This window comes from Paenibacillus athensensis (genome assembly GCF_004514475.2).
In the GTDB taxonomy this organism is placed as follows: domain Bacteria; phylum Bacillota; class Bacilli; order Paenibacillales; family NBRC-103111; genus Paenibacillus_AL; species Paenibacillus_AL athensensis.
In genome coordinates, this window is sequence record NZ_MYFO02000010.1 from 174,306 (window position 1) to 195,715 (window position 21,410).

The following is a 21,410-nucleotide window of genomic DNA, read 5'->3' on the forward strand; positions in this document are numbered from 1 at the left end:
ATATCCTGTCTTAAAGAAACGGAGGACTGGCTATGATCTTTTCTTATCGGAAAACGCTGGCTCGCATGCGGTTTTTGCTGTTTTTTATGGTGCTGACGTTCCTGTTGTATCAATTGATGTCAGCTGTCGACGGCTGGATTGAGCCTACGGAGAAGTACAGGTCTCCGGGCGGCCAAGCGGCCAAGGTGTTTAATCAGCATGTGTCCCTGAACGAAAACGGCAGCATGGGCGACCGGCTGCGCTTGTTTTATTGGTATGGGGAGTAGCTGAATAAAGAGGAATTTGGAAATGTTGTGTGGAATGGTTAGAGCAGAACGAAAGTACGAGGCGAAGGGGTAACGTGGACCGTGAAAAATGACCTGCAGGCTTTTATGCACCATGTGTCCGTGGTGAAGCGTCTATCCCGCAATACGCTGGAATCTTACGAACGCGATCTGCTGCAATATATGGATTATTTGCAGGCTCAGGGCGTACGCGAGTGGCGGGATTCGGGCAAAACGCAGCTGGCCGGCTATGTTGCCGGACTGAAGCAGCGCGGCCGCGCAGCGGCGACGATTTCACGGATGCTGGTGTCCATTCGCGCGTTGTATCAATTTCTGGTTCGCGAACGGGTCATGGAAAGCGATCCTTCCATGTTCATCGAGACGCCCAAGCTGGAGAAAAAAGTACCGACGGTGCTGACCGTTCAGGAAATCGCCACGCTGCTGGATGCGCCGCAAACGGCAACCGTAGGCGGCTTGCGGGATAAGGCGATGCTGGAGCTGCTGTATGCGACAGGCATTCGCGTGTCGGAGCTGATCGCGCTGCCGGTTGACGATCTCAATCTGCAAATGGGCTACATCCGCTGTGTTGGCAAAGCGGGCAAGGAACGGATCATTCCGATCGGGGCAATGGCGGTGCGCTGTCTGGAGGCGTATCTGCAAGGCGGCCGGTCGCGTCTGTTGAAAAATCCTGCGGAGCAGGCCTTGTTTATCGGCCATTTGGGCACGGCAATGACGCGGCAAGGCTTTTGGAAAATCATGAAGCGTTATGCGCGCGAGCTTGGCATCAGCAAGGATATTACGCCGCATACGCTGCGCCATTCGTTCGCTGCGCATTTGCTGGAGAACGGCGCCGATTTGAAATCGGTGCAGGAAATGCTCGGACATGCTGACATTTCCACGACGCAAATTTATACACAGGTGACCCGGACGAAAATGAAGGACGTTTACAACCGCGCGCATCCGCGGGCGCAGATGTAAGCGAAAGAGGGCTTGCTTCCGTGAGGGGGCAAGCCGTTTTTGCCGTCCGGCCATTTTGCAATCATTCCCATGAAATGAGATAATAAACACGGGTAAACACTACCCGTCAGTGAGGGAGGGATACGATGCGCTTTGAGAGAATTTGCCTGATTGTGCTCGACAGCGTCGGAATCGGCGAGCTGCCGGACGCCGCGCGTTTTGGCGATACGGGCTCCCATACGCTCGGGCATATTGCCCAGCGGAATGAAGGCTTTGCGCTACCTGCCATGCAAAAGCTGGGACTTGGCAATATCGCCGAGCTGCGCAACGTTCCGGCGGCCGAAGTGCCCGCGGCGTATTACGGCAAAATGGCCGAGGTCTCCGTTGGCAAGGACACAATGACGGGGCATTGGGAATTGATGGGGCTCAAGGTGACGATCCCCTTTAACGTATATCCGGACGGATTTCCGGAGAAGCTCATTCGCGCCTTCGAGGAAGAGACGGGCCGCAAGGTGATCGGCAACAAGCCCGCGTCGGGCACGGAGATTCTGGATGAGCTGGGCGAGGAGCAGATGCGCACGGGCGCGTGGATCGTCTATACGTCAGCCGACAGCGTGTTCCAGCTTGCCGCTCATGAAGAGGTGATTCCGCTGGAGGAGCTGTATCGCGCCTGCGCGATTGCCCGGCGGTTGACGCTGCAGGACGAATTTGCCGTTGGACGCGTCATTGCCCGGCCGTATGTCGGACAGCCCGGCGCATTCAAGCGGACACCGAACCGGCACGACTACGCGGTGAAGCCGCCGGAAGCAACCGTCATGAACCATGTGAAGGACGCGGGGCTGGACGTGATTGCGATTGGTAAAATCAACGACATTTACTCCGGCGAAGGCGTCACGCGCGCGATGCCGACCAAGAGCAACGAAGACGGCATCGAGAAAACGCTGGAAACGCTGCGTTCGCCGTTCCGCGGGCTGGCGTTTACGAATCTGGTTGACTTTGATTCGCTGTACGGCCATCGCCGCGACCCGCAGGGCTATGCCAAGGCGCTGGAGGATTTCGACGCCCGGCTGCCCGAGCTGATGGCGGCGCTGGGGCCGAACGACCTGCTGATATTGACGGCCGATCACGGCAACGATCCGATTCACGCCGGTACGGACCACACGCGTGAATATGTGCCGGTCCTGCTGTACAGTCCGTCGCTGCAGCAGCCCGCTTCGATCGGGGTGCGCAGCACGTTCGCCGATTTGGGCGCAACGATTGCCGATAATTTCGGCGTCGCTTCGACGGGCAACGGCGAAAGCTTTTTACACTTGTTGAAATAATTAAAGACATAGAGAAACGAGGAATGTGTTGTGTCCACATCGACTGTTATAGAGCAAATTCGCGAGGCGGCAGCCTATATTCGCAAGGAAATCGGCGCCGATCCGCAAATCGGGCTGATTCTGGGCTCGGGGCTGGGCGTTCTGGCCGATCTGATTGAACATCCGACGGTGGTGCCCTACAGCAGCATCCCGCATTTTCCCGTATCGACGGTGGAGGGGCACGCGGGCGAGCTTGTCGCGGGGCAGATTCAGGGCAAGCAAGTGCTGATCATGAAGGGGCGGTTCCATGCCTATGAGGGCTACGGCGTAGAGACGGTTTCGTTTCCCGTGCGGGTAATGAAGGAATTGGGCGTGGCGACGTTGATCGTTACTAATGCGGCGGGCGGCATCAATACATCGTACAACGTTGGCGATTTGATGGTCATCAGTGATCATCTGAACATGACGTTCCGCAACCCGTTGATCGGCCCGAATGACAATGCGCTGGGCGTGCGCTTCCCGGACATGTCCGAGGCGTACAGCCGTCGTTTGCGCACGTTGGCGCACGACGTTGCGGCGAAGATGGATTTTTCGCTGCAAGAAGGCGTCTATGTCGGCTTGCTGGGACCGAATTACGAGACGCCGGCGGAAATTCGCATGTTCCGCACGCTGGGCGCAGACGCCGTGGGCATGTCGACGGTGCCCGAGGTGATTGTGGCGCGCCATGCCGGCATCGAGGTGCTGGGCTTCTCCTGCATTTCCAATATGGCGGCAGGCATTCTCGATCAGCCGTTGTCGCATGCGGAAGTGATGGAGACGACGGAGCGGGTGAAACCGAAATTTTTGAAGCTGGTGCTGGGCATTATCGAAGCGCTGTAGAGGAGGGCTTGTGCCGTGACATTGACATACGTGCAACAAATTCAGGAAGCGGCGGCGTATATCCGCAGCCGTCTGGGCGCGCTTGAGCCAGCCATCGGCCTGGTGCTGGGCTCGGGGCTCGGCGATCTGGCCGAGCAGGTCGAAGCGCCGGTTGGGATTGACTACAGCGATGTGCCGTATTTTCCCGTTTCGACGGTAGAAGGGCATGCCGGGCGTTTTGTCGTCGGGCAACTGGAAGGCAAAACCGTGATCGTGATGCAGGGGCGTTTTCATTATTATGAAGGTTATGCGATGAAAAAAGTCGTGTTCCCCGTCTACGTCATGAAGGCGCTGGGCGTCCACACGGTCGTGATGACCAATGCTGCCGGGGGAATGAACCGCGCGTTCCAACCGGGCGATTTGATGCTGATCCGCGATCATTTGAACCTGACCGGCGATAATCCTCTGATCGGACCGAACGACGATGAGCTGGGCGTGCGCTTCCCGGACATGTCCGAGGCGTACAGCCGTACCTACCGCGAGCTGGCGCACCGGCTGGCGGCGGAGATTCCCGGCGAGGGCGGTGCCCCGCTGCGCTTGCAGGAGGGCGTTTATGCCGGCATTACGGGCCCAACCTATATGACGCCGTCGGAGCTGACGATGCTGGCGCGTCTGGGCGGCGACGCCGTGGGCATGTCGACGGTCGGCGAGGTGATTGCAGCCCGCCATGCGGGACTGGCCGTGCTCGGCATTTCCTGCATTACCGACATGGCGATTGGCGAGGAGCTGGAGCCGCTGACGCATGAGCAGGTGGTCGCTGTGGCGAACCGCACGAAGCCGCGGTTTATTGCGCTGGTGAAGGCGTTTGTCAGGGAAGCGGATGTGTAGGGTGTGAGGTTCAAAATTCAATAGCACTATGACCACTCCTCTCGGATTATCGTTGTCTAAAGAGAAGTGGTCTTTGTGTTATTTTTAGGGGGAAGGGTCATGCTGCCAAAGAAGCTTTTTTCAGCTTTTTTTTCGTCTAGTTACTTCGTTCTTATTCTTTCTAGTCCTATTTTCATTACACGAACTTCATCCGGTTTTTTTGGATATAACAGAAACGATTTATTTGAATATTTATCCAATATTTGGTCGGTGATGTTTGTTTATTTTATGTATACGTTTATCATTGTTTTAGTTTACGGGATCGGTGTCTCTGTTCTTTTGGAGCTTGTATTAAGAAGACTCGGTGCGAAGCTAAAATTAATCGTTTCCGGCATTTTGCACACCTTGCTGGGAGCATTGGGCGGGCTGGTATTCATGACTCCATTAACGATGGTCTATGGTGGCAGTGTAGCTCTGATGTTTTTTATCATTGACGCCATTTATGAAAAACATATTACAGGCAAAAGAATGTTGAAAATAGTATCCTTGATCCCTTTATTATGGGGGCTATTCAGTTTTGGATTACATTATCCTTACTGGTATATACAAGATGGAAAGTATACAGCCGAAGAAGCAGTCAAATTTGTGGTAGCTGGAGCAGGCACGTACGAATCGCTGTTTCCGGATGAACGTACCCAAACTATTGAAACTCGTTCAGATGGGTATCGAATCACTCGCACAACGGATATTGAGCAAGTCGGTAAAGGGAATTTTCGTGTTAAGCTCATTGAACGGTGGGAGAAGGAAGGCGTAAGTGGGGAACATACCAGCTTTTATCGTGTACAAAGGAAAGAAGGTTCAACCTCCTCTTGGGCGGATGGTTCAACAGGAGATATAATCCCGTTTCGGCATTAAAATACTACTCATCACGTAAAACCGGAATAAAGACATTCAACAGCCCATTCAAGCGCGGAAAATGATGCTTATCCATATAAACAAACAACCAGGAGTCATCTACGGAAGCAAAATAAAATCGTTTGCTGCTGCCGCTGCAAGCCAAAATTCGCGAAATATAAAGTAGAAGCGTAATCATCATTCCATTGTGCCCCATATCAAGCTCACATCGATAAGCCTGACCAGAAGCTGTAAAGGAAAGCCAACCTTTGTGTTGCACCAAATCCAATTCCTCCGAGATATGGTTAATCAGCAAGTCAGTTCGTATGATGTCAGCGATTCTTTTCATATTTCGCAGTAAATCTCCGCTTTTATTAATACGTGGATATCCAACAGACCAAATCTGATCAGACAAATATTCACCCGGTTCTTGGGTATTCGGCAGGACCGTTCCAAGGGCAAGTAGCAGATGAATGTACGGTCCTTTCTCGAATAGTTCCTTTTGATCTGGGGCTAGGAGATGGACGAAGTTGCTGTCTTTCAAAATCACGCCAATTTGCATAAGTTCGTGCAATTGATTTTCAAGGGGAATGCGCAAAAGTTTTGCTTTTTTGGCTTGAAACCACATGACGATGACCTCCTGAATCGATTCGTAGCGAAAATAGTTCTTTGCCATTCACCATCTCATACGATATGCCCTGCGTCAATATTCAAAATGTTAAATCATCCATAAATAGTTCAATAAGCCGGAGGCTCCATGCTAATCGAAATTGATGGCTACTTCAAGCAAGCATGGCTGCAAACAACAGCCGCATACACAGTAGCTGAATTACGAGCGCTTTATGACGATTTTCAAGAAAACAAGGGCTCCCTGTCGCTGGAGCTCGACGTTTGGTTATGCCGCGAACACGGCATGTCCATGCTAAAAAATCCCAGCGGCAACGCCGATATAATTATTGATACAGATACGGACCGTATCTACAAGCCGAAATGGTAGTGCATTCATCAGAGTGGCTACAACAGGGAGTGATTGAGCACCATGAACGTTATTCTGATCGCGGTGATCGCACTGCTGATCTGGCTGCTGTTTGCCCGGCGCACGGCCCAAGGAAAAGGGGAGATCGGCGAACGAACGGTCGCTTTTCGTTTGCGCAAGCTGCGCCGCGGCGCTTATTGGGTGCTTGACGATGTGCTGATTCCAGCTCCGCGCGGTACGGCACAAATCGATCATGTCGTGGTTTCGGTCTATGGGATTTTTGTGATTGAGACGAAGCATTACAGCGGTACGATTTATGGACAGGAGCGGTCAGACTACTGGACGCAGCTGATTAACGGACGCAAGGAGGCTTTGTACAATCCTTTACGTCAAAATAATGGCCATATCGTTGCGCTGAAAGCGCTGCTCGGGGAAGCCGCGTCCGGGGTGCCGTGGATTCCGATGGTTTGCTTTAGCGGGGCCGCCGATATTCGCGGCGTGGAAACGGAGTCGGAGGTCGTGACGGCCAAGCAATTGCTGCGAACGATCAAGAGCTACCGCGAGAAGATACTGGATCGCAGCGAAGAGAAGACGTTGTTCGAGCTGCTGGATGAAGCAAGGCTGACAGGCACCGGAGCGCGTCGGCGTCACGTGCGCACGGTGGAGCGGCGGCTGGAGACGCGGGAGCGCGATATTGCCCGGGGATTGTGCCCGCGTTGCGGCGGGGCGCTGATAAACCGTAAGGGCCAATACGGGACGTTTCAGGGCTGCGAGCATTTCCCGCGCTGCCGGTTTGTCCACAGACAGTGAAGCGTAGTTACGCGTGAGTACAAAGCAGGTCGGCACCACGCACCAGGATTGGCGTGCGGTGCGAAAGATAAGCTCCCGCAGGAGCGCTGCAAGCGGGTTGCCCGCTCCGCGATCTAAAGCCTGCGCGCTGCACCGGCATGCGGAAAGCCGCCGCACACGGCAATCAGGCCGCCTGCAGCGCAGACAGCCTGATCGTGACGCCTTGCGGCGCGTCATCTATTTTCGGCAATGAATACAAGGTTGATTAAAGGACAAATGTGCTGGAGATGATGACGAGCAGAATGAAGAGAACGAGAATGGCGGCCGAGGAGGAGTAGCCTACGCCTGCTGGATAACTCATGCGGATCACCCTTTCTGTGCGCATTGGTCTTGCTTGAACAGCTTATGCACAAAGCACTGTCTGTGCTTGGGCCAACGTTACTATTGTGTTCGTGCCCGGTATCCGGGCCGATCCAATGCTCTTACAGCATAAACGTGCTGGAGATAATAACGAGCAAGATGAACAACACCAGAATCGCTGTTGCCGAGGTAAAGCCTGCACCTGCCGGATAAGTCATGATCATCATCCTTTCCGTTTGTCGGGGTGGTTGTTACGAAATTAGCTTATGGCGTTAGCCGCAAAACGCTTGGGCGATTGCAGTGATTGTGCGTATGCCCGGTTCAGGCCATTGCCCGAGAAATAAGATGGGACGGCACGGTCCGACAAGAAATGGGCGAAGGGAGCCGGAGCTGTTGTCGAATTCGACAAGAGTAAAAAGGCATGGGACGGACAGCGTGATTTTTTCCGCATATAGGGAAAAGAACTATTGAAGTAGCAGCAGGCCGCTGTTACAATGTAGTTATATAGAACTATCCAAAGTGCTATCCGACCTACCACAACTCCAAAACAAGGAAGTGATGGAGCATGCCGAGCCCGCAATTAATGGTAGCCAATTGTCCCCGCTGCGGTAAAGTGTTTCAAAAGAACGCAAGAAATATGTGCTCGGACTGCACTCACGATCTCGATGGCGCTCTGATCCGCTGTTTGGATTTTTTACGCAAGAACCACAAAGCGACAGCCGAGCAAGTCAGCGAGGCGACAGGCGTACCGGGCGACCAGCTTCTTGCCTGGATCAAAGAAAACAAAGTGATGATTTCGGATTATCCGAATTTGAACTACCCGTGTGCAACGTGCGCCAAGCCGATTCGCAAGCATAAGATGTGTACGGACTGCTTGAATCGGATCAACAAGGACATTCGCGAGCTGAAGGAGAAAGACAAATCATTCGCCTTTTTACAAGCGCGGCAGGATGCTGGCCGAAGCGGAGCTTTTCAGATCAGCGACCGTTTTCGTCGCGGTTGAAAATAGCCCGATCGGGTTATATTAGGGTGTAAATCCTCCGATAAGGAGGATGTTTTTTTGTCCATATTCACAAAAACGTCACAAAACCTTCATGGATTTGCCATGTCAAGCGTATGGGATTTTGTTCGGTTTTTCAGTAAAATAAATGAAGTGACTTACAATATGGGGGGCTATGACATGCAAAAATGGATTTTCCTTGTACTGTTTCTCGGAGCGGGCGTATTGGGGCTGGGCGTCCTCTTTCAAGATATTTCGGATCGTCAGTCGGAAGCCGCCTCGGAAGCTACAGCTGGGAAACAGCTGAAAATCGTCGCGTCCAACTGGCAGTTTGACCAACCGGAATACACAGCCGCTCAAGGCGAAGCAACGAAGGTTGTTTTCTCGCAAAAAGAAGGCGTACACGCGCTGCACATTTCCGGCTCTGGCGTTGACATCAAGCTGGACAAAAACACGCCGACGCAGGAAGTTACGTTCCAGCCGGGCACTTATGACATCGAGTGCATTTTGCCTTGCGGCGAAGGTCACGCGAAAATGAAGTCGAAATTGGTCGTACAATAATAGCAAATCGTTGGGGAAGGGGTCGCATTGCGGCTCCCTTTTTCCATTTCAGCGTCTTGCCAAGGAGGCTACCGAAATGAGAATGGTTGACGTGATTCATCGCAAGCGAAGCGGCGAAGCGCTAACAGCGGAGGAAATCCGCTTTGTCATTGCAGGCTACACGGCCGGGGACATTCCCGATTATCAGATGTCGGCGCTGCTGATGGCGATTTATTTCAACGGGATGACGGCGGAGGAGATTTCGGAGCTGACGCTGGCGATGGTCGATTCGGGCGACCGGATCGATTTGTCCGAGATTGTCGGTGTTAAGGTCGACAAGCATTCCACAGGCGGCGTTGGCGATAAAATCAGTTTGATCGTCGGGCCGATTGTGGCTGCGCTTGGCGTGCCGGTGGCGAAGATGTCCGGCCGCGGGCTCGGGCATACAGGCGGAACCGTCGACAAGCTCGAAGCGATTCCCGGCTTCAAGATCGAATTAAGCAAGGATGCGTTCGTGGCCGCGGTAAACAGTCATCAAATCGCCATTGTCGGGCAAAGCGGCAATCTGGCCCCGGCGGATAAAAAAATCTACGCACTACGCGACGTAACGGCGACGGTCGAGTCGATTCCGTTGATTGCCAGTTCCATTATGAGTAAAAAAATCGCCTCCGGCGCTGACGCGATCGTGCTCGACGTGAAATTCGGCTCCGGTGCGTTTATGAAAACGGCGGACGATGCCCGCGAGCTGGCGCGGACGATGGTGCGCATCGGCCAAAACCTCGGCCGCCGCACGATTGCGCTAATCACCGATATGGAGCAGCCGCTGGGGCGGGAAATCGGCAACGCGAACGAAATTCGCGAGTCGATTGAGGTACTGCGCGGACAAGGCGAGCGCGACTTGAGCGAGGTCGCGGTTGCCGTTGCCGCGCACATGGCTGATCTGGGCGGCGTTGCAGCCGATTACGCAGCGGCAGAAGCGGCTGTGCGCGGGGTGATCGCCGGCGGGCAGGCGCTGGAGACGTTCCGGCGGTTCGTCGCCGGTCAGGGCGGCAATCCGGCGATTGTCGACGAGCCGGAGCTGCTGCCCCAAGCGGCGCTGCACATCGACGTGCCGGCGGCTGCAAGCGGCTACGTCAGCGCGATTGACGCCGAGCAGGTCGGCGTGGCGGCGATGCTGCTCGGTGCCGGGCGCGCCCGCAAGGAGGATGCGATCGATTATGCGGTCGGCATCACCTTGCACAAAAAGATCGGCGATCCGGTAGCTGCCGGCGAAGCGATCTGCACGCTGCACGCCAATCGTGAGGACGTGCGCGAAGCCGTGGAGCGGGTGACTGCTGCGTACCGTATCGCCGCCGAACCGCCGGCTGCGCCGCAGCTGATTTACGATGTCATCGAATAAATCGCATATCGAAGGCGCGCTGCGCCTGGACTGAACGAACCGTTCCGCTGCTGCTGGCTGCAAGCAGGCGGAGCGGTTTTTTGCATTTTTTATTCCCCAATCTTGGAATATTTTACAGCCGATTCGTCAACACTGAGTAGCAGCAATTCAAGCTGTCATTCGGCTCTTGCTTCAACCATTCACAGGAGGGGTAGATCGTTATGCTGAAAAAAGGGTTCGTAAGCTGGATAAGTTTGCAATTGATGGCGCTGTTATGGCTGCCGGCCGTGTTTGGTCAGGAGGCAACGCCGCCGTCGGTCGATTTGGCGCCCAATGCGCAGTCGGCTGTGCTGATGGACGCGGATACGGGCACCATCATCGTTGACAAAAACAAGGATAAAAAGCTGCCGCCGGCGAGCATTACGAAAATTATGACGATGCTGCTGATTATGGAAGCCGTCGATTCCGGCAAAATCAAAATGGACGAGAAGGTGCGCGTTAGCGAATACGCGGCGTCGATGGGCGGTTCGCAAATTTTCCTGGAACCGGGCGAAGAGATGACCGTGCAGGAAATGCTCAAAGGCATCGCAATGGCGTCGGGCAACGACGCATCGGTGGCGATGGCCGAAAAGCTGGCCGGCTCGGAGGAAAATTTCGTGCAGATGATGAATGAGCGGGCCAAGCAATTGGGCATGACGAATACGCATTTTTCCAATTGTAACGGGCTGCCTGTGGATAACCACTATACAACGGCGCAGGACATTGCCACGATGTCGCGTGAGCTGCTCAAGCATGAAGGCATTACAAAGTTTACCGGGGCCTATCAGGATTACTTGCGCAAGGAGACGCCCAAGCCGTTCTGGCTGGTGAATACGAACAAGCTGGTGCGCTTCTATACCGGAGCGGACGGATTGAAAACAGGCTATACGAGCGAAGCGAAATTTTGCTTGTCGGCAACGGCCAAGCGCGACAACTTCCGCGTCATTGCCGTGGTGCTTGGCGAACCGAATACGAAAACCCGCAATGCCGAAGTGACCAAGCTGTTTGATTACGCCTTCGCGCAATATACGAATTATCCGCTGTTTAAAGTCGGCGACAGTCTCGGCAGCTTCAACGTAGCCAAGGGCGATGTCGCGTCGGTGCCGCTCACAGCTAAGCAAAACTATAGTATTTTGATGAAAAAAGGCGAAGCCGCAGCGAATATTCGTCACGAATTGCAGCTCGATTCGAACCTGAAAGCGCCGATTGCGCAAGGTCAGCCGATTGGCAAAATCATCGTCTATCAAGGCGACGCCGTGCTCAAGGAGTTCCCGCTGGAGTCTCCGGAGGCTGTTGGCAAAGCAGGCTGGTGGAAGCTGTTCAAGCGGACGACAACGAAGCTTTTTACGACCAACGAATGACGGGATGACCCGAATTAGCTCGCTTTTCCGCTGCTTTTAGCGCTTTTCTTCTAGTTTTGTCGGGGGGCAGGATATTCCACTTTCGCCGTAGAATCCTAGTTTTCATGACCTGGAAGGAGTGTGCGAATGTGAGCCTGCAAATTGAATTCGAACAAGGCCGAAGAGCGCTGATTGTCAGACTGAAGGGCGAGCTGGATCATCATACGGCAGACGTCGTAAAGGCCCGCATGGAGGAAGCGATTGCCAAGGAGGATACGCGTCACGTCATATTGAGCCTGCGCGAGCTGAGCTTTATGGACAGCTCCGGGCTGGGCGTGATTCTCGGGCGCTACAAGCAAATTACGGGCAAGGGCGGCAAGATGGTCGTGTGCGACGTGACCCCGCCGGTATATCGGCTGTTCGAGCTGTCGGGTTTGTTTAAAATCGTCTCGATTCAGGACAATGAGCGCTTGGCTCTCTCCAGTCTGGAGGTTGCGTTATGAGCGAGATGAATTTTATGACGCTGCAATTTGCCAGCCGTTCGGAGAACGAGGGCTTTGCCCGCGTCGCGGTCGCTTCGTTCGTGTCCCAGCTGGACCCGACGCTCAACGAGCTGACCGACATCAAAACCGTCGTGTCCGAAGCGGTAACCAATGCGATCATTCACGGCTACGACAACCGCAAGGACGGTGTTATTACGATAGCAACGCGCATTGAAGGCGATAAGGTGTTCATTACCGTTGAAGATAACGGGGCGGGCATCGCCGATCTGGAGCAGGCCAAGCAGCCGCTCTACACCTCCAAGCCGGAGCTGGAGCGTTCCGGCATGGGCTTTACGATCATGGAAAACTTTATGGACGAGGTGGAAGTGGCGACGGCGGTCGGCAGTGGAACGAAAATTACGATGATGAAGCGAATTGAATCGAAAAAAGCTTTATACAATTAGGGGTTTGATCATATGGATGTCGATTTGAAGCATGCCTCTCACAGCTACTTGGACGACAGTGAAGTCAAGCGGCTGATCGCCCTTAGTCAATCCGGTGACCAGGTGGCCCGGGAAACGCTCGTCAGCTGCAACATTCGGCTCGTCTGGTCCGTGGTGCAGCGGTTTTTGAACAGAGGATACGAAGCCGAGGACTTGTTCCAGATCGGCTGTATCGGACTGCTGAAGTCCGTCGATAAATTCGACCTATCGTATGAAGTCAAGTTCTCCACGTACGCCGTGCCGATGATTATCGGCGAAATCCAGCGTTTCCTGCGCGATGACGGCACCTTGAAGGTGTCGCGCTCACTCAAGGAGCTGGCCAACAAGATCCGCAAGACGAAGGATGAGCTGTCCAAGCGGCTCGGCCGGCTCCCGACGATCAAAGAGGTGGCCGAGGAGCTGATGATTACCGCAGAGGAAGTCGTCTTCGCCCAGGAAGCGAACAAGCCGCTGTCTTCGATCCACGAGACTGTGTTTGAGAACGACGGCGATCCGATTACGCTGATCGATCAAATTTCCGATGAGTCGCAGGAAAAATGGTTCGAAAAGCTGGCGCTGAATGAAGCGATTGGCGCGCTCAGCGAGCGGGAACGGCTGATTGTGTATCTGCGTTATTTCCGCGATCAGACCCAGTCCGAGGTGGCCGGGCGGCTGGGGATTTCCCAGGTACAGGTGTCACGGCTGGAAAAGAAAATCTTACAGTCGATCCGGGCGCAAATCGCCCAATAATCGCATATACCGCAAAAAGCCACAGACCGGCTTTCCCCGAAGGGAAGCGCCGCTGTGGCTTTTGTGCGTCTGTACAGCCGCCGGTTCGTTACGGGCCATCCGCCCGCGCCTGTCTGACAATCCGGTTAACGGACGGTCGACCGGTCGTCAAAGTAAAATTTGATGCTGTACAGCCCGCAAAGACCGACGAGCGTGTAGATGACGCGGCTGAGGCCCGAGGATTCGCGGTGCGAGTCCCCGCCGAATAAAGCACTGACCAAATCCCATTCGAAAAGCCCTACCAAAAGCCAATTCAGCGCGCCGATAATGACCAGCGTCAACGCTAATTTTGCCATGTCGTTCACCCTTTCTGTCAGGAATCAGTTTGCTTTTTTCACCGTTAATATGCCTTGAACGATTCCGGGCTATGCGCGGGAAATCCGGTAGGAGGATTTACCACGCAGCGCGGCGTGTATTGGGCTTGAACGATTTGCATACTAACCCTATAAAGGGGCGAATTAGCAGGAGGTGAGGATGGCATGACGCCTGGCGACGCACCTTATTTGTACATCCGGCTGCGCCGCAGAGCTTGCGTGCGCAAGGGCAGCATCGTCCGGCTCGGCGAAATCGCCCAGATGATTGTGGAGCCTTCTTATGAGACGGCGTTGAAGGAGCTGGTCATTCATCAGCCGCAAAATGCCGACGGCAATCGCATTTTAATCGATATGATGCTGATAGTGCGCAAGATCAAGCAGCAATTCCCGCTGCTGCAGATCGAGCATTTTGGCGAGCCGCACGTGCTGCTGGAAATCATTTCCGATAGCAAGAAGCCGCACATCGTGCTGATTGCGCTCGTCTGGCTGCTGCTGTTCATCGGTTCGGGTTTGGCGATTATGAATTTTCATGCCGATGTCAGCATGCTGGCTGTCCACCGTCGCATCTATGAGCTGATTACCGGCGAAGAGCAGGCGCATCCGTTGATTTTGCAAATTCCTTATTCGCTTGGCATTGGCGTGGGTATGGTGATTTTCTTCAATCATCTGTTCAAAAAGAAGTTCAACGAAGAGCCCAGTCCGCTGGAAGTGGAAATGTTCATGTATCAGGAGAATCTGAACCACTACGTCATTACCGAAGAATACAACAAAATTCATGAAGACGAGCGTGAGCCGTCATGACGGCCGATCTGCTCGGCTGGCTGGCTATCGCCTTTATCGGGCTGGCTGGAGGCATTGCCGTCGGCAGCGGGATGGTGGCCTTCCTGGTCGTGCTGGATATCATTCCGCGGCTGTGTCAGCTGACGCGTTCCTGCAAGCAGATTCATATTTACGAAGGAGCGGTGGTGGCAGGCTCGCTTGTTTTTACATGGCTGGATATGTCTGATGTGCACGTGCATTTGTTTGCGCTTGGTGCGGGGGTGTTCGGCTTGTTTGCCGGCTGTTTTGTAGGCATGCTGGCCGCGGCGCTGACTGAGGTCATCAATGTACTGCCGATTCTGGCCAAGCGCGTCGGAATGGGTCCGTACATGCTGTCGCTGTTGATGGCGATGATCTTCGGCAAGGTATTCGGCTCGCTGTTCGAATGGCTGATTTATTAAAGAAAGGAGCGGTATGAGGTGAAGGTGAAAGTAAAAAACGGGGATTCTCAAGAACACAATGACGCAAAGCGCGAGCCCAAGCTGGCTGTAGATGAAGACGGCAACGTATGGCTGCCAGCCGCAAGCGGGCAGGAAACCGGCGAAGGCGACGGGAGCGGCGAGAGCGAACAAACTCAAGAGACAAGCGCAGGGAAGCGGCAAGACCAGGCAGGCAAGGGCACGATTGATAAAATGACCGCTGAAGAGAAGCGGCTCAAGGAAAGCGAAGACATCCCGCCACGAATGGAGGACGTGCAGCGGCAGCTCGAAGAGCGGGTGGGCTTGAACAAAAGCTTTGATCTGGTGTTGCGCCAAATGGTGTTAGGAGACAAGCGCGTTGGTATTTTTTACTGCAACGGCTTTGTCAAGGACGAGGTGCTGACGCAAATTTTGACGCGGCTGACCTATGTGGATGAAGAAACGGTCGAAACGCATACGCTGGAAACGTTCGCTTACCGGCTGATGCCGCATAATCAAGTCAAGATTTATAAGAAGATGTCCGAGATCGTCGGGCAGGTGCTCATGGGCGGTACGGCTTTTTTTATCGAGGGAGAGCGGGCGGCGATTGCGGTCGATGTGAAAAATTATCCCGTGCGCTCGATCGCCGAGCCCGATCTGGAACGGGTCGTGCGCGGCTCGCGCGACGGCTTCGTCGAAACGCTGCTGACCAATGTGACCATGCTGCGCCGGCGTTTGCGCGATGAACGGCTGAAACTGGAAATCGTTCAGGTCGGGCTGCGGACGAAAACCGACATCTGTATCGGCTATATTAATGATGTCGCCGATCCGAATCTGGTGGAAGCGATCAAGGATAAAATCGCCCAAGTGAAAATTGACGGCTTGCCGCTCGCCGAAAAGCAGCTGGAGGAGTCTATTGTCAACAAGGGCTGGAATCCGTATCCGATGGTGCGCTATTCCGAACGCCCGGACGTGGTGGCGGCGCATATGCTCGAAGGGCACGTTGTGGTGTTTGTCGATACGTCGCCGAGTGCGATGATTTTGCCCACGACGTTTTTCCATCACGTTCAGCATGCCGAGGAATACCGCCAGACGCCGTTTATCGGCACGTATTTGCGTTGGGTGCGCTTTGCCGGGATTATGGCTTCGTTGTTCTTGCTGCCGCTGTGGTTCCTGATGGTGATGGAGCCTTCGCTCAAGCCGCCGGGGCTGGAGTTTATCGGGCCGCAAAAGGGGAGTCATCTGCCGGTATTCGTGCAGTTTCTGCTCGCCGATATCGGCGTAGATTTAATGCGGATGGCCGCTGTGCATACGCCAACGCCGCTCGCTACCGCAATGGGTCTTGTGGCGGCGATACTGATCGGCGACATTGCGGTCAAGACGGGACTTTTCATCAACGAAGTCATCCTGTATCTGGCCGTCGCTTCCATCGGGATGTTCGCTACGCCCAGCTATGAGCTGGGGCTGTCCAACCGGATCACACGGCTGCTGCTGCTGATTGCCACCGCGATTTTTCAGGTGCCGGGCCTTGTGGTCGGCAGCACGATCTGGCTGATTTTGCTGGCGACGCGCCGGTCGTACAATTCGCCGTACATGTGGCCGTTTATTCCGTTTAATGCCAAGGGCTTTTTCGCCATTTTAATACGCCGGCCCGCGCTGTCCGGCAAAACCCGGTTGAGCCTGACCAAGCCGATCGACGGCACGCGGCAGCCGGAGCCGCAGCAGTAGCGGGAATTGTAGCAGGAAGCAAGGATTGGGAAGAAAGCAAAGGATCGGGAGGACATCGGAAGATGTCCTTTTTGCTGCGGATCGGGTCGATGCAAGGTGATTTGTGGTACAATGAATATATCCATCCGCGAATGCCTTATTGCCAAAAACGCTTTCCATATGGTACTTTTAATAGTAATGCTTATGGAGCCGCACGTGGCGGATTCCGGCAAGTTCAAGATCAGGAAGAGGGGAAACTAAAGCTATGTATTTACACGGTACGAGCAAAATAAATGACCAAGGCCACCTCGAAATCGGCGGTGTCGACGCTACGAAGCTGACACAGGAATTCGGCACGCCTTTATATGTATTTGACGAAGCGTTGGTCAGACAACGCTGTCGCGAGTTTGTCGAAGCGTTTCAAGCGTCCGGCCTGAAATTCCAGGTCGCCTACGCCAGCAAAGCGTTTTGCGTCATGGCGATGTGCCGCTTGGCGGCCGAAGAAAATATGTCCCTGGACGTCGTTTCCGACGGCGAGCTGTATACAGCGCTGCAAGCGGGCTTCCCGGCCGACCGCATCCATTTCCACGGCAACAACAAAACGATTGAAGAAATCGAAATGGCAATTGACGCCAAAATCGGCTGCTTCGTTGTGGACAACTTCGCCGAGCTGCACACGCTGAACGCTATTGCCGGCGAAAAACGCCAAAAGGTGAAGGTTCTGTTCCGCGTGACGCCGGGCGTTGAAGCTCACACGCATGAGTTCATCTCCACCGGCCAAACCGATTCCAAGTTCGGCTTCGATCTGGGCAACGGCTCGGCTTTCCGCGCGCTGGAAGAAGCGAAGGCGCTGCCGAACGTCGATATTCTGGGCGTGCATTCCCATATCGGCTCGCAAATTTTCGAAGTGGATGGCTTCCGTATGGCAGCTGAGCGTGTAGCCGCGTTTGCCGTTCACGTTCGCAAAGAGCTGGACCTGACGTTCCGCGTGATCAATCTGGGCGGCGGCTTCGGCATCCGTTACATTGAAGGCCACACGCCGTTGCCAATGGCGACGTACGTCAAAGCAATCACCGATGCGATCAAAGAAAACTTCGGCAGCAACGACTACCCGTTGCCGGAGATCTGGATCGAACCGGGCCGCAGCATCGTCGGTGACGCCGGTACGACGCTGTATACCATCGGCAGCACCAAGGAGATCCCGGGCGTGCGCAAATATGTCGCTGTTGACGGCGGCATGTCCGACAACCCGCGCCCTGCGCTGTACGACGCGCAATATGAAGCGATGCTGGCGAACCGCGCTACCGAGCAGCCGGAAGAAGTCGTTTCGATTGCCGGCAAGCTGTGCGAAAGCGGCGATATGCTGATTTGGGACCTGAACCTGCCGAAAGTGCAAACCGGCGACATCCTTGCCGTCTCCTGCACAGGCGCATATAACTATGCGATGGCGAGCAACTACAACCGCGTTCGCCGCCCGGCTGTCGTCTTCGTGAAGGACGGTCAAGCCGATCTCGTCGTCAAGCGCGAAACGTTTGACAATGTGGCGGGCAACGATCTGATTCCGGAAAGAATGAAGCAAGCGAGCAAATAAAGCCAACAGGAGCCTCGGACGATGATGTCCGGGGCTTTTTTCGTCGTTTCCTGCCTCCTGCACATAATCGGCTGCTCCTTCGCGCATAGTAACAAGGCAAAACAGCGAAGGGAGGCCATACGGACATGTCGACAAGCAAAAACCATCAGCAAGCGCACGGCATCGGGCAAATCGAGCAGCAGTTGAACGAGCAGGCGCAAGCGGCGGAAGCGCTGCAAGGCGTTAATGAAACGGACCGGGAGGTTGCCGAAGCGGCGCAGCAGCCGGCCAGCGAGCTGGACGAGACGACGGAAGATTGACCAAAGCCGATCTTTTCCGGCGGCCGTGCCGATTCATTGTGCGCGCATTGCGACGGGCCGTAGAGTGGTCCAGTAGAAGGACAACGCCTTTGATTTATGCGAAGGGGTTGTCTTTTGCCGTTTATTTGTGAAATGAAAGTTTTCATAGTACAATAAGGAAATATTATAGAAGGAGTGAAACGCATAATGGCAAAACAAGCACATATCAAGCTCGCCGGCGGCGGCGAAGTGGTCATCGATCTGTTTGACAAGGACGCGCCGAATACGGTAGCCAATTTCGAAAAGCTGGCTAACTCCGGCTTCTACAACGGTCTGGTATTTCACCGCGTGATTCCCGGCTTCGTGGCGCAAGGCGGTTGCCCGAACGGTACGGGTACTGGTGGCCCTGGCTACACCATCAACTGCGAGATCAATCCGAACAAGCATGAGCGCGGTACGCTTGCAATGGCGCATGCCGGACGCAACACAGGCGGCAGCCAGTTCTACATCTGCTACCAGCCGCAGCCGCATCTGGACGGTCAACATACGGTTTTTGGTAAAGTGGTCAAAGGCATGGAGCTGATCGACGCGTTCAAAGGCCGGGATTTGATGGAAAAGGTCGAAATCGTCGAGGTCTAATCCGAGCTGTCATATAGACAGACGGTGGAATCCTCTGTATACTTATCATGATTGTATGCATTCCTTTCGGGGCGGGGTGTAATTCCCCACCGGCGGTGATAGCGCGGCTTACACAAGCTTATCTTGCAATGCGCTTCAGTCCGTGACCCGTTTTGAAGCTTCTAGCGGCACCTGACGACAGCTTCGCTACGGCTGATCCGGTGAAATTCCGGGACCGACAGTTATAGTCTGGATGGGAGAAAGGAAACGCGAAATCTGGGTTCATCGCGAGTGCTTGTACTTTTTTTCACAATGCCAGCGAAAATTCGGCAGGTCTGTTTATTTGCAGGCCACGGTCGGTCTTCTTTGTTTTGGTTTGAAAAAAAAGCGGCGCTCCCTTGGAGCTTTTTCGTGTTTGCCTGAATGCCAACCACAGCCCCTATCCTGTACAGGATGGGGCTTTTTTGATTCCACGAAGTCGCTGAGCGGGAGGGAGCTATGCAGCTATTGAATGACGAAGCGTACATGCGGCTGGCGCTGCAGATGGCCGCGGGCGCATCGGGGCAAACCGGCATTAATCCGGTTGTCGGGTGCGTCATTGTCAATGACGGTCGCATTGTCGGCATGGGCGCGCATCTCAAGCGCGGCGAAGGCCATGCCGAGGTTCATGCGCTGCGGATGGCCGGCGAAGCCGCGGTCGGCGGAACGGCCTATGTGACGCTGGAGCCGTGCAGCCATTACGGCAAGACGCCGCCATGCGCCGACCGGCTGATCGAAGCGGGCATACGCCGCGTCGTGGTCGCAGCGGGCGACCCGAACCCGCAGGTGGCCGGCTCGGGCATCGCCAAGCTGCGCGCGCACGGCATCGAGGTGACGGAAGGCTTGCTGGCGGCAGAGGCCGAAGCGCTGAACGAGGCGTTCAACAAATACATCGTCACGCGCTTGCCGTTCGTGACGATCAAGACGGCGAGCACGCTGGACGGGCGGATCGCCTCGAAGACGGGCGACAGCCGCTGGATCAGCGGCGAAGCGTCGCGCGCATACGCGCATACCCTGCGCCACAGGCACCAGGGTATCATGGTCGGCGTGGACACGGTCCTCGCCGACGATCCGCAGCTCGACGCGCGTCTGACCGTACCGGCTGTACAGCCGGTACGGATCATCGCGGATTCGAAGCTGCGTACACCGCCGGGCGCACGCGCGCTCCAGCGGCAGGATCGGCAGCGCACGATCCTGCTCGCTGGCGGGCAAGCGCCCGCCGAGCGGCGCGCCGCGCTGGAAGCGTGCGGCGCGGAGGTGCTCACCTGCGGCGACGGGCCGCAGGTGGATTTGGCGCTCGCCATGCGGCTGCTGGGCGAGCGGGAGATTGGCTCCGTCCTCCTCGAAGGCGGAGGACGGCTGAACGGCGCGATGCTGGAGCGCCGTCTGGTCGATAAGCTGGTGCTGATTTTCGCGCCGAAGATTATCGGCGGCGGGGCGGCGGCACCAGCGAACTTTGCGTTCGACGGCTTCGCCCGGATGAACGATGCGCTGACGCTCGACCGCATGAGCGTCGAGCGGTTCGGTCAGGACGTCTGTCTGACCGGGTATCCGCGTTACGAGCGGCAGGAGGAGATGAGCTAGCCGTGTTTACAGGAATTATTGAAGAAATCGGCGTCATGCGCCGCATCCAGCGGCAGGGCCAAGCGATGGTGCTGACGATTGGCGCCCGCAAGGTGCTGGAGGACGTGCAGCTTGGCGACAGCATTGCCGTCAATGGCGTCTGCTTGACCGTCGTCAGCTTTGACAGCGGCTCGTTCGCCGTCGATGTGATGCCGGAGACGTTCCGCAAGACGAATCTGCACGCTCTGCAGACAGGGGCTCGCGTCAATCTGGAGCGGGCGATGGTCGTGAACAGCCGCTTTGGCGGCCACATCGTGCAGGGCCATGTCGATACGACGGCCGCGATCTTATCCCGCGTGCCGGAGGAGAACGCCGTCGTGTTCCGGTTCGCGCCGGAACGCCGGGATATTTTCAAATATGTGCTGCCCGGAGGTTCGATCACGATTGACGGCATCAGCCTGACCGTCGTTGAGGTGACGGATACATACGCGTCCGTCTCGATCATTCCGCATACGCTGGCGCAAACGGTGCTCCAAGACAAAAAGCCGGGCGATACCGTCAACATCGAAACCGATATTCTTGGCAAATACGTCGAGCGGCTGCTGCGCTTTGGCGTTGGCGGCGGAGCGGGCGATGCGGCTGGCGGCAGTGAAGGCGGCGAAGGCAGCCAAGGTGGCCAAGGCGGCGGTAATCAAGGACGCGGCCGGGCAGGCGCGCTGTCGGCGGGATTTTTGGCCGAGCATGGGTTTATGTAAGAGAGAGAAATGG

Annotated in this window: 28 protein-coding genes and 1 riboswitch; of the genes, 24 read left to right on the forward strand and 4 right to left on the reverse strand. The window is 55.3% G+C overall.

The window, feature by feature from the left end; genetic code table 11:
- The first annotated feature begins 32 nt into the window (after positions 1-32).
- From B5M42_RS18125 to B5M42_RS18150, 6 genes are all read left to right on the forward strand, one after another.
- Positions 33-266, forward strand: coding sequence for a DUF4227 family protein (locus B5M42_RS18125; protein ID WP_134753141.1), 234 nt, complete (start codon positions 33-35; stop codon positions 264-266).
- An 81-nt stretch (positions 267-347) separates the two neighbouring features.
- A complete protein-coding gene (gene xerD, locus B5M42_RS18130) occupies positions 348-1,241 on the forward strand; it encodes a site-specific tyrosine recombinase XerD (protein WP_134753143.1) in 894 nt (297 codons plus the stop codon).
- Positions 1,242-1,366: 125 nt separating this feature from the next.
- Positions 1,367-2,542: a phosphopentomutase gene (gene deoB / locus B5M42_RS18135; protein ID WP_134753145.1), complete on the forward strand. Its 1,176-nt coding sequence runs from the start codon at positions 1,367-1,369 to the stop codon at positions 2,540-2,542.
- 30 nt (positions 2,543-2,572) lie between these two features.
- Entirely contained in the window at positions 2,573-3,400 is an 828-nt protein-coding gene (locus B5M42_RS18140) for a purine-nucleoside phosphorylase (protein WP_134753147.1), read from the forward strand.
- Between the two features lie 15 nt (positions 3,401-3,415).
- On the forward strand, positions 3,416-4,267 hold the full coding sequence (locus tag B5M42_RS18145; RefSeq protein WP_134753149.1) for a purine-nucleoside phosphorylase: 852 nt from the start codon (positions 3,416-3,418) through the stop codon (positions 4,265-4,267).
- Positions 4,268-4,366: 99 nt separating this feature from the next.
- Positions 4,367-5,161, forward strand: a complete 795-nt coding sequence (locus B5M42_RS18150) for a hypothetical protein (protein ID WP_134753151.1) — start codon at positions 4,367-4,369, stop codon at positions 5,159-5,161.
- 4 nt (positions 5,162-5,165) lie between these two features.
- Here the strand turns inward: B5M42_RS18150 and B5M42_RS18155 are convergent, their stop codons facing one another.
- The gene (locus tag B5M42_RS18155; protein ID WP_134753153.1) at positions 5,166-5,768 is read right to left on the reverse strand and encodes a hypothetical protein; all 603 of its coding nucleotides are present in this window, start codon (positions 5,766-5,768) and stop codon (positions 5,166-5,168) included.
- Between the two features lie 129 nt (positions 5,769-5,897).
- Here B5M42_RS18155 and B5M42_RS18160 point away from each other — a divergent pair, with 129 nt between their 5' ends.
- Positions 5,898-6,137 carry a hypothetical protein gene (locus B5M42_RS18160; protein ID WP_134753155.1) on the forward strand — a complete coding sequence of 80 codons (240 nt, stop codon included), beginning with the start codon at positions 5,898-5,900 and terminating at the stop codon, positions 6,135-6,137.
- A 42-nt stretch (positions 6,138-6,179) separates the two neighbouring features.
- Entirely contained in the window at positions 6,180-6,926 is a 747-nt protein-coding gene (locus B5M42_RS18165) for an NERD domain-containing protein (RefSeq protein WP_134753157.1), read from the forward strand.
- Between the two features lie 244 nt (positions 6,927-7,170).
- On the opposite strand, the gene B5M42_RS18170 is transcribed toward B5M42_RS18165, so the two are convergent.
- Complete coding sequence (locus tag B5M42_RS18170; RefSeq protein ID WP_134753159.1) at positions 7,171-7,266, reverse strand: YjcZ family sporulation protein; 96 nt, start codon at positions 7,264-7,266, stop codon at positions 7,171-7,173.
- A gap of 121 nt (positions 7,267-7,387) precedes the next feature.
- Entirely contained in the window at positions 7,388-7,483 is a 96-nt protein-coding gene (locus tag B5M42_RS18175; RefSeq protein ID WP_209280715.1) for a YjcZ family sporulation protein, read from the reverse strand.
- A 467-nt stretch (positions 7,484-7,950) separates the two neighbouring features.
- On the opposite strand from B5M42_RS18175, the gene B5M42_RS18180 reads away from it, so the two are divergent.
- The 7 genes from B5M42_RS18180 (at position 7,951) to sigF (ending at position 13,276) form a co-directional block, all read left to right on the forward strand.
- Positions 7,951-8,268, forward strand: a complete 318-nt coding sequence (locus B5M42_RS18180) for a hypothetical protein (RefSeq protein WP_134753161.1) — start codon at positions 7,951-7,953, stop codon at positions 8,266-8,268.
- 177 nt (positions 8,269-8,445) lie between these two features.
- Entirely contained in the window at positions 8,446-8,826 is a 381-nt protein-coding gene (locus B5M42_RS18185; protein ID WP_134753162.1) for a hypothetical protein, read from the forward strand.
- 76 nt (positions 8,827-8,902) lie between these two features.
- Positions 8,903-10,204 carry a pyrimidine-nucleoside phosphorylase gene (locus B5M42_RS18190; protein ID WP_134753164.1) on the forward strand — a complete coding sequence of 434 codons (1,302 nt, stop codon included), beginning with the start codon at positions 8,903-8,905 and terminating at the stop codon, positions 10,202-10,204.
- Positions 10,205-10,404: 200 nt separating this feature from the next.
- Entirely contained in the window at positions 10,405-11,583 is a 1,179-nt protein-coding gene (locus B5M42_RS18195; RefSeq protein WP_134753166.1) for a D-alanyl-D-alanine carboxypeptidase family protein, read from the forward strand.
- Positions 11,584-11,711: 128 nt separating this feature from the next.
- A complete protein-coding gene (gene spoIIAA, locus B5M42_RS18200) occupies positions 11,712-12,065 on the forward strand; it encodes an anti-sigma F factor antagonist (protein WP_134753168.1) in 354 nt (117 codons plus the stop codon).
- Positions 12,062-12,508 (forward strand): anti-sigma F factor, encoded by a 447-nt coding sequence (spoIIAB, locus tag B5M42_RS18205; RefSeq protein ID WP_134753170.1) that lies wholly within the window; start codon positions 12,062-12,064, stop codon positions 12,506-12,508. The genes spoIIAA and spoIIAB overlap by 4 nt, the downstream gene beginning before the upstream one ends.
- Before the next feature lie 12 nt (positions 12,509-12,520).
- Complete coding sequence (sigF, locus tag B5M42_RS18210; RefSeq protein WP_134753172.1) at positions 12,521-13,276, forward strand: RNA polymerase sporulation sigma factor SigF; 756 nt, start codon at positions 12,521-12,523, stop codon at positions 13,274-13,276.
- A 125-nt stretch (positions 13,277-13,401) separates the two neighbouring features.
- On the opposite strand, the gene B5M42_RS18215 is transcribed toward sigF, so the two are convergent.
- Positions 13,402-13,611, reverse strand: coding sequence for a DUF378 domain-containing protein (locus B5M42_RS18215; RefSeq protein ID WP_134753173.1), 210 nt, complete (start codon positions 13,609-13,611; stop codon positions 13,402-13,404).
- A 183-nt stretch (positions 13,612-13,794) separates the two neighbouring features.
- Between B5M42_RS18215 and B5M42_RS18220 the strand changes: the two genes are divergently transcribed.
- From B5M42_RS18220 to ribE, 9 genes are all read left to right on the forward strand, one after another.
- Positions 13,795-14,430: a stage V sporulation protein AA gene (locus B5M42_RS18220; RefSeq protein ID WP_134753175.1), complete on the forward strand. Its 636-nt coding sequence runs from the start codon at positions 13,795-13,797 to the stop codon at positions 14,428-14,430.
- Positions 14,427-14,849, forward strand: coding sequence for a stage V sporulation protein AB (locus B5M42_RS18225; protein WP_134753177.1), 423 nt, complete (start codon positions 14,427-14,429; stop codon positions 14,847-14,849). The genes B5M42_RS18220 and B5M42_RS18225 overlap by 4 nt, the downstream gene beginning before the upstream one ends.
- Positions 14,850-14,867: 18 nt before the next feature.
- Entirely contained in the window at positions 14,868-16,574 is a 1,707-nt protein-coding gene (locus B5M42_RS18230) for a spore germination protein (RefSeq protein ID WP_230632990.1), read from the forward strand.
- A 62-nt stretch (positions 16,575-16,636) separates the two neighbouring features.
- Positions 16,637-16,846: a hypothetical protein gene (locus B5M42_RS18235; RefSeq protein WP_134753179.1), complete on the forward strand. Its 210-nt coding sequence runs from the start codon at positions 16,637-16,639 to the stop codon at positions 16,844-16,846.
- On the forward strand, positions 16,819-18,144 hold the full coding sequence (lysA, locus tag B5M42_RS18240) for a diaminopimelate decarboxylase (RefSeq protein WP_134753182.1): 1,326 nt from the start codon (positions 16,819-16,821) through the stop codon (positions 18,142-18,144). Before B5M42_RS18235 ends, lysA begins: the two co-directional genes overlap by 28 nt.
- Before the next feature lie 125 nt (positions 18,145-18,269).
- Complete coding sequence (locus B5M42_RS18245; RefSeq protein ID WP_167689935.1) at positions 18,270-18,443, forward strand: hypothetical protein; 174 nt, start codon at positions 18,270-18,272, stop codon at positions 18,441-18,443.
- Between the two features lie 186 nt (positions 18,444-18,629).
- The gene (locus B5M42_RS18250) at positions 18,630-19,061 is read left to right on the forward strand and encodes a peptidylprolyl isomerase (protein WP_134753184.1); all 432 of its coding nucleotides are present in this window, start codon (positions 18,630-18,632) and stop codon (positions 19,059-19,061) included.
- 58 nt (positions 19,062-19,119) lie between these two features.
- Positions 19,120-19,309, forward strand: a riboswitch (FMN riboswitch).
- Between the two features lie 229 nt (positions 19,310-19,538).
- A complete protein-coding gene (ribD, locus tag B5M42_RS18255; protein ID WP_230632992.1) occupies positions 19,539-20,663 on the forward strand; it encodes a bifunctional diaminohydroxyphosphoribosylaminopyrimidine deaminase/5-amino-6-(5-phosphoribosylamino)uracil reductase RibD in 1,125 nt (374 codons plus the stop codon).
- 2 nt (positions 20,664-20,665) lie between these two features.
- Positions 20,666-21,397 carry a riboflavin synthase gene (ribE, locus tag B5M42_RS18260; protein ID WP_134757188.1) on the forward strand — a complete coding sequence of 244 codons (732 nt, stop codon included), beginning with the start codon at positions 20,666-20,668 and terminating at the stop codon, positions 21,395-21,397.
- Positions 21,398-21,410: the final 13 nt, after the last annotated feature.